Below are 7406 nucleotides of genomic sequence, written 5' to 3' on the forward strand. Positions count from 1 at the left end.
CCCCCCCCCCAGCTCGCCCGGGGCGGGCGGGGGGGGCGGCCCCCCCCCCCCCCCCCCCCCCCCCCCCCCCGCCGCGCCCCCCCCCCCGCCGGGGGGGTGGCGGGGGGGCCGGGCCCCCCCCCCCCCCCCCCCCCCCCCCCCCGTAGCTCTGCCTCCGGGTATCACCCGACATAGTTCGGCCGGTTGCATGTCCCGCAGGCCGAGGGCTGTCGCGCGGGTAGGGCGAATAGCTCAGCGGTCGGGTGGGCCGGTGAGGATGGCGGTGACCGTATCGACGAGTTCGGCGAGGAGTTCGCCGGGGGACAGGCGCGTGCCGCTCAGCGCGAGCATGCCCTGTAGGCCTTCCGGATCGCCGAGAGTCTGGAAGGTCAGGTTCATGGCCTGGGTGAGGCGGAAACGGATGGTGCGCGGGGCCGTATCCGGGTCGATCTGCTGGAGCAGGGCGTTGAAGCGGCGGGCCTGCGGGGCAAAGCCCTCGGTCAGCCTGGTCAGGGCGGGGTGATTACCGCTCATGATGCCGGCGACCAGGCGGATCCACGGTGTGCCCCCGGCGGCCGCCAGTTCACCGACCGGGCGGACGAAGGCGTCGGCGAGCGCGCGGGCGTCCGGTGTCCCGGATTCCTCGACCGCGTCGAGCAATTCGGCGCGGCGGGCGTGCAATTGTTCGCTGCGCCGGCTGATCAGCGCTTCGACCAGGGCATCCTTGGATCCGAAATGGTAGTGGACCGAGGCGACGTTCGCGCCGGCCTCCGCCATCACCGAACGTAGCGAGACCGCGTCGATCCCGCGTTCGGCGAACAGGCGTTCCGCGGCGAGGACGAGGCGTTGATCGGTCGGCAGGTCCGCGTCAGGGGCGGTGGTGGAATCCACCCCACCCGGATCCTGGCGTGCTGCGGTTTCCCGGTGCGCACGCGAAGGCGCGCCGGCCGGGTGTGCTTCCCGGCCGGTCCGCACCCGGCTTCGCGTCATGATCGGAAACTCTAGGAGACCGCGCCGGGTGCGCCGTAGAGGGTCACCACACAGGCACCGCCGAGCCCGAGGTTGTGCGCCAACCCGAGCCGCGCCCCGTCCACCTGGCGCTCGCCCGCACCGCCCCGCACCTGCGTGACCAGTTCGGTGCACTGCGCCAGGCCGGTGGCGCCGAGCGGATGCCCCTTGGAGATGAGCCCGCCCGACGGGTTCACCACCCAGTGTCCGCCGTAGGTGGTGGCGCCCGATTCCACCAGCTCGCCCGATTCGCCCTCACCGCACATACCGAGCGCCTCGTAGGTGAGCAGTTCGTTGATCGAGAAGCAGTCGTGCAGTTCGAGGACGTCGATATCGCCGATACCGACCCCCGCGGCCTCGAGGACCCGCTGCCCGGCGATCCGGGCCATGGGCGCACCCACCACGTCGATCATGGAGTTCGATTCGAAGCAGGCGCCGGTATCGGTCACCAGTTCCTGGGCGAGGATCGGCACCGCCCGGTCGAGTCCGTGTTCCCGGACGTAGCGCTCGCTCACCAGCACCGCGGCGCCCGCGCCGTCGGACATGGGGGAGCACTGCGAGCGGGTGAGCGGATCGGAGACCAGTTTGTCACCGAGCACCTGTTCGAGTGTGTAGGCGTCCTGGAACTGGGCTTTCGGGTTACGGGTGGAGTGTTCGTGGTTCTTCACCGCGACCCGGGCGAGCTGCTCCCGCGTCGTCCCGTACCGCTTCATATGCTCGTTGGCGGCGGCGCTGAAGAACTGTGCCGTCATCGGGGCGGCGCTGAAACCGGCGGCGGCTTTCAGAGCGCTCATATGCCGGTCGACGGTGGTGACCCTCGGGACCGAACCGTCACCGGCCATCGCCTGCTTGGTCATCTGTTCGAACCCGACCGCGAGCACGATATCGGCCAGCCCGGCCTGCACCCATTCCCGGGCGAGGACCAGCGCCGTCGACCCGGTGGCGCAGTTGTTGTTGACGTTCACCATCGGGATCCCGGTGAGACCGATATCGTAGAGCGCTCGCTGACCCGCCGTGGACGGCTGGAACACATAGCCGACGGCGGCGCGCTGCACCTGGTCGTAGTTCACTCCGGCATCGGTGAGAGCCTGGCCCACCGCCTCGGCGACCATCTCCGGGTAGGTCCAGTCGCGGGACTGGATCTTCTCGAATTTCGTCATCCCGACACCGGCGACATATACCCGCTCGGCCATCATTTCTCCTCGTCTCGGTGCGGTATCACGAACCGCGAAAGCGTTGTTGCGTTGTCCGGTCCGTCGTACGGGCCCGGTTCCGGTGGCCGGCGTTCTCGGCCGCTTCGCGCGCCGATGTATGGAGCGGCGTCCCGCCGGTCAGGACTGTGGCGGTTCCGAACCCACCACCCACAGTGCGTGGAACTGGGCCGCCCCGCCCATCGCATGTCCGACGGCTCGCCGCGCGTCGGGCACCTGGTGTTCACCCGCGGTCCCGCGCACCTGCATGGCCGCCTCGGCGAACCGCAGCAGACCCGTTGCGCCGGTGGGGTTTCCGGACAAGACGCCACCGGACGGGTTGATCGGCAGCGATCCGCCGAACGCAGTGCGCCCGGAATCGACCACCTTCCAGCCCGCGCCGACCTCGGCCAGGCCCACGTTCTCCAGCCAGATCGGTTCGAACCAGCTGTAGGGGATGTAGAGCTCGGCGGTATCGATTTCGCGTGCCGGGTCGGTGATACCGGCCTGCCGGTAGGCGTCGGCGGCGCACAGCCGCCCGGCCTCGGGGTTCACTTCGTCGCGGCCGGCGAAATGGCCGGTTTCGGTACGCCACGACATTCCGTGGATCCAGGCGGGCGGACGGCCCGTGTGGTGGGCGTCGTCCTCGCCGGTGATCACCACCGCGCACGAACCATCGGAGGACGGGCAGGATTCCAGGAATCGGATGGGGTCCCACAGCATCCGTGATTCACGCACCTGATCGACGGTGATATCCGGTAACTGGATATGGGCATAGGGATTCCGGGTCGCATTCAACCGGTGGTTCACCGCGATCTGCCAGCCGATGTGCTCGGGCGCTTCCGAGCGGCGGATGTACTCCCGGATCACGGGTGCGAAATGCGCACCCGCGCCCGCGCCCAACTGCGCGCTGAACGGCAGTCCGCGCGACAGCGCCCAGGTGAAATCGCCCTCGGACTCTTTCGAATACGCGACCACCAGCACTCGCCGTGCCAGCCCCGCCTGCACCAGATGTGCGCCGTAGATGGCGGCGTGCCCGCCGACGCTGCCGCCGGTGAACACCCGGGTCACGGGCAGGCCGCGCGCACCCATGGCATCGGCCAGATACAGTTCCGGGTTCATCACCCCGTCGAACAGATCGGGTGTTTTCGACAATACGATGGCGTCGATATCGCCGAATTCCAGTTCGGCGTCGGCCATTGCCTCGTCGACGGCCTCGCGCACCATCGCGCCGATCGTGACCTTGCGTTTCTTGGCCTGTTTGCTCTGTCCGATTCCGACGACCGCGAGTTTCATCGGTCTCCCTCCAAAAGGCAGATCATGTTCTGCTGGAGCGCGGGCCCGTTGGTGGCATGCGCCAGCGTGCGGTCCGCGCGGCCGGTCAGGATGTGCCGGGCGGCGTCGCCGATCCGGATCAGCCCGGTCGCCGTGGTCGGGCGGGCCACCAGGGGCCCACCACGGGGGTTGACCGCACCGGACAGTTCGAGCGCGCCGGCCAGCAGCGGCTCCTGATAGCTGTATTCGGTGTGCAGCTCGGCGATTTCGACGTCGCGGGCGGAGAATCCGGCCTGCTGCGCCGCCTTGTCCGCCGCGATACCCACGGTGTCGGCGCGGGTGAGGTCGCGGGTGCCCGGATAGTGCGAATCCATCCGATGGTCGGCGCCGCGCACCCAGGCCGGGCGCTGCGCCAAGCGGCGTGCGGTGTCACCGGCGGCCAGCACCAGAACGGCCGCGGCATCGCCGATGGGTCCGCGATCGTGTTCCCGCAGCGGTGCCGCCAGATACGGCGCGGCCAGCAGTTCGTCCACCGTGACCTCGCCCGACACCTGCGCGGCCGGATTACCCACCGCGCCCGCCCGGGCGCGGGCGACCACCTCGGCCATCTGCTTCTCGTCCAGTGCACCGGCGGCGATCAGCGCCTGCGCCTGGATCGCGGCGAGCGCGTCCTGATGCGGCCGCAGCGGAGCCAGGAAGTAGGGGTCGAGCTGGGTACTGGTCACCTGGTCCAGATCCTGCGCGAGCGATCCGCGCCCCACCCCGTAGACCACGGCGATCTCGCCCTCGCCGAGCTGTAGCCACGACCATGCCTCGTAGGCGGCCCAGGCCGCATCCATCTCGACATGCGATTCCGAGATCGGCGGCCACGCGCCCACCGCGTCGAGGGATTCGATATAGGCGAAGGTCCGGCCCTCGTGGAAATCGTGGCTGCCCGACGCCCAGAAATCGACCTCGGTGCGGTCGATCCCCGCCGACGCCAGGGCCTCCCGCATCACCGGCAGCAGGATCTCGGCCATATCGTCCTGGCGATCGGCCGCCGTACCCGGTGACTGGGCGAATGCCACCACCGCGACATCACGCATCGGAACCTCCCGCGATCGGCCGGTAGTAGCGAATGCTGTTCATGGATGTGTCCAGGTCCTCGTCGGCGCACCACACCGGTTCCACTCGCATACCGATATGGACCTCGCTCAGTTCGACATCACGGACAAGGTGCATGAGGGTGGTGTCGGCGCCGTCGACCTGGATGTAAGCGACCAGGTAGGGCGGGTCGATCGTCTGGCCGGGGAACGGGAAGTTCACCACGCAGAAGGTTTTCACGACACCACTACCACCCAGTTCGAACGGTTCGGACAGTTCGACCAGGCAGCGGGAGCAGAACTCGGGTGCGGGCAGATACACCCGCTCGCAGGTCCCGCAGCGGCGGGCCAGCAGTGTGCGGTGTTGCAGTCCGCGCAGGAAGGTCGACCGGCCGGTTCCGGCGACGAAGGTGTAATCCACCTTGTGCGGGCTGGTGAACGATTCCACCGGGGTGGGCAAAGTACTCATCAGGACTCCACCGGTTCGAAGCAGACGATATCGCGGATACTGCCCACCCGTTCCGCACGCCAGCGGGGCTGCACCCGCAGGCCGGCGGTGAGGCGGGTGGGGTCGCCGCCGGTATCCACGGCGTGGAACAGGGCGCCCTCGGTGCCGTCGATGGTAATGAGGGCCCAGGCGAAATGGCCGGCCTCGATCTCGTCACCGGGCCGGGTGGGGACCCAGGTCCAGTGCCGGACCGTGCCGGTGGCTTCGAGCCGGACCAGTTCACCGGTGGGCGCGGAGGTGGCCGGGTCGAATTCCAGGGCCGGGCAGAGGATCGCCCCCGATTCGGTGTGTACTCCGTACAGCTCACCGTCGCGTAGACCGCCCAGAAACGTGCCGATCTTCTCGCCGACCGTGCGGTTGTACGGGAATTCGATCGTGTAGGGCGCGGTGAGACTCGCGCCCGCGGGTTCGGCTGTCATCGTTCTCCTGCCGCTCGGGTGCGCGGCCGGGCACACTGCGACCGCGCCTCGATCGTGACCCGCGCGACGGCCGATGTCAATCACTTGATTGAATCGATTGATAGATCGAGCGGTCGCCGCGGGCCGGACGCATGGGTGAACCTTGCTGCACGGCTTGCGGCCATGACGTAAGCTCCCCATTAAAGTAGAACCTGTTCCAATTCCTCGGGTGAGGAGAGATCACCATGGCCATCGTTGAACAGCTGGAGCCGACCGCCGACGGACGCCGCCGGCTCGAGCTGCGCAGCCCCGCTACCCGCGAACGCGTCGGCGAAATCGAGGTGAGCACGGCCGACGATGTCGCCGCAGCGCTGGCCACGGCCCGCGCCGCCCAACCGGGCTGGGCGGCCCGGCCGATTTCCGAGCGCGCCGCGATCATCCGCAACGCGGTGTCGGTACTGCTGAAACGCCGCGACGAGATCGTCGAGACGGTGATGCAGGAAACCGGTAAACCGCGGGTCGAGGCGCTGGCCGTGGAGATGGTGCCGGCCTGCGATTTCCTGAACTACTGGAGTGGACGTGCTCCGAAGGACCTGGCGGACGAGAACCGCCGCCTGCACGGCTACATGCTGCCGCTGAAGAAGCTGGTCATCAATTACCAGCCGCTCGGCGTGGTCGGCGTGATCACCCCGTGGAACGGCCCCTTCATCCTTTCGCTGAACCCGATCGCGCAGGCGCTGCTCGCCGGGAACTCGGTGGTCCTGAAACCGTCGGAGGTCACCCCGCACTCCGGGGAATGGGCGGTCAAGGTCCTGCACGAAGCGGGCGTGCCCAAGGACGTTCTGCAGATCGTACACGGCGACGGCGAAACCGGCGCCGCCCTGGTGAACGGCGATATCGACAAGATCTCGTTCACCGGCAGCGTCGGCACCGGTAAGAAGATCGCCGCCGCGTGCGCGACGCGGCTCATCCCGTGCACCCTCGAACTCGGCGGTAAGGACGCGATGATCGTCTGCGCCGACGCCGACCTCGACCGCGCATCGCTGGGCGCGGTGTACCTGTCGATGTTCAACACCGGGCAGGTATGCGTCGGCGTCGAACGCATCTACGTGGTGGAGAGTATCGCCGACGAGTTCATCGAACAGGTCCGCAAACGCGCCGCCGAGGTCACCTACGGGGTCGGCAAGGATGTCGGACCGCTGTTCTGGGACCGGCAGCTCGAGATCGTCGAGAAGCACGTCGAGGACGCCAGGTCGAAGGGTGCGACCATCCTGCTCGGCGGTGAATCCGATACCGCCGAGGGTGTGTTCTTCAAGCCCACCGTCGTTGTGGACGTCACCCACGATATGGACCTGATGCAGCAGGAGACCTTCGGCCCGATCGTCGCCATCATGCGCGTCCGGGACGAAGAGGAGGCCGTGCGGATGGCCAACGACTGCCAGTACGGGCTCAGCGGCAGCGTCTTCACCAAGGACAAGGCCAAGGTCGTGCGGCTGGCCAAACAACTCAAGACCGGCTCGGTGGTGCAGAACGACGCCTCGGTGATCTACGGCGTCGCCGAAGCACCGTTCGGTGGCCGCAAGGACAGCGGGATGGGGCAGGTGAACGGGCGCGATGCGCTGCGCAGCTTCGTCCACCCGCAGCCCGTCCTGCTGGACCGGTGGGGCCTGAAGAAGGAGAACATCTGGTACCCCTACAGCGAGGCCACCGCCGCCACGCTGGAGAAGACCATCGGCACCCTGTTCGGCAACAAGTTCCTCCGCCGCCTGGTGCGCTGAGGTTTCGGCCCGGCCGCGGGAACGTTGTGGCCGGACCCCGCCAGTAGCTGTGCAGACGAGGCGGGCCCCCCGGGCGCCCCGCGGCGGCCGCGGTGGTTTTTGTGAGGGTAGACCCCCCCCCGGGGGGGACCCCCCCCCCGGGCGGCCCCCCACCGGGAAAAATGACCCCCGGGGGGGGCCCGCCGCCG

The 7406-nt window shown here is 68.6% G+C and carries 7 protein-coding genes; 1 reads left to right on the forward strand and 6 read right to left on the reverse strand.

Translation table 11 applies throughout. The annotated features are described in order from the left end of the window. Positions 1-231 precede the first annotated feature (231 nt). From QH195_RS31070 to QH195_RS31095, 6 genes are all read right to left on the reverse strand, one after another. Positions 232-969 (reverse strand): TetR/AcrR family transcriptional regulator, encoded by a 738-nt coding sequence (locus QH195_RS31070; protein WP_280437992.1) that lies wholly within the window; start codon positions 967-969, stop codon positions 232-234. An 11-nt stretch (positions 970-980) separates the two neighbouring features. Beyond that, on the reverse strand, positions 981-2180 hold the full coding sequence (locus QH195_RS31075; RefSeq protein ID WP_280424325.1) for a thiolase C-terminal domain-containing protein: 1200 nt from the start codon (positions 2178-2180) through the stop codon (positions 981-983). A gap of 138 nt (positions 2181-2318) precedes the next feature. Next, positions 2319-3473: a thiolase domain-containing protein gene (locus tag QH195_RS31080; protein ID WP_280437993.1), complete on the reverse strand. Its 1155-nt coding sequence runs from the start codon at positions 3471-3473 to the stop codon at positions 2319-2321. Next, a complete protein-coding gene (locus QH195_RS31085; protein ID WP_280424323.1) occupies positions 3470-4537 on the reverse strand; it encodes a lipid-transfer protein in 1068 nt (355 codons plus the stop codon). The genes QH195_RS31080 and QH195_RS31085 overlap by 4 nt, the downstream gene beginning before the upstream one ends. After that, entirely contained in the window at positions 4530-5003 is a 474-nt protein-coding gene (locus QH195_RS31090) for a Zn-ribbon domain-containing OB-fold protein (protein ID WP_280424322.1), read from the reverse strand. Before QH195_RS31090 ends, QH195_RS31085 begins: the two co-directional genes overlap by 8 nt. Next, positions 5003-5461: a DNA-binding protein gene (locus QH195_RS31095; RefSeq protein ID WP_280437994.1), complete on the reverse strand. Its 459-nt coding sequence runs from the start codon at positions 5459-5461 to the stop codon at positions 5003-5005. The genes QH195_RS31090 and QH195_RS31095 overlap by 1 nt, the downstream gene beginning before the upstream one ends. 224 nt (positions 5462-5685) lie before the next feature. Between QH195_RS31095 and QH195_RS31100 the strand changes: the two genes are divergently transcribed. Beyond that, complete coding sequence (locus QH195_RS31100) at positions 5686-7218, forward strand: aldehyde dehydrogenase family protein (protein WP_280437995.1); 1533 nt, start codon at positions 5686-5688, stop codon at positions 7216-7218. Positions 7219-7406: the final 188 nt, after the last annotated feature.

The organism is Nocardia carnea (assembly GCF_029868855.1).
GTDB classification, from domain to species: Bacteria; Actinomycetota; Actinomycetes; order Mycobacteriales; family Mycobacteriaceae; genus Nocardia; species Nocardia carnea_A.

Coding starts and splice junctions, on each gene's coding strand:
- QH195_RS31070 (WP_280437992.1), bottom strand. CDS start 969: ATGACGCGAAGCCGGGTGCGGACCGGCCGGGAAGCACACCCGGCCGGC.
- QH195_RS31075 (WP_280424325.1), bottom strand. CDS start 2,180: ATGGCCGAGCGGGTATATGTCGCCGGTGTCGGGATGACGAAATTCGAG.
- QH195_RS31080 (WP_280437993.1), bottom strand. CDS start 3,473: ATGAAACTCGCGGTCGTCGGAATCGGACAGAGCAAACAGGCCAAGAAA.
- QH195_RS31085 (WP_280424323.1), bottom strand. CDS start 4,537: ATGCGTGATGTCGCGGTGGTGGCATTCGCCCAGTCACCGGGTACGGCG.
- QH195_RS31090 (WP_280424322.1), bottom strand. CDS start 5,003: ATGAGTACTTTGCCCACCCCGGTGGAATCGTTCACCAGCCCGCACAAG.
- QH195_RS31095 (WP_280437994.1), bottom strand. CDS start 5,461: ATGACAGCCGAACCCGCGGGCGCGAGTCTCACCGCGCCCTACACGATC.
- QH195_RS31100 (WP_280437995.1), top strand. CDS start 5,686: ATGGCCATCGTTGAACAGCTGGAGCCGACCGCCGACGGACGCCGCCGG.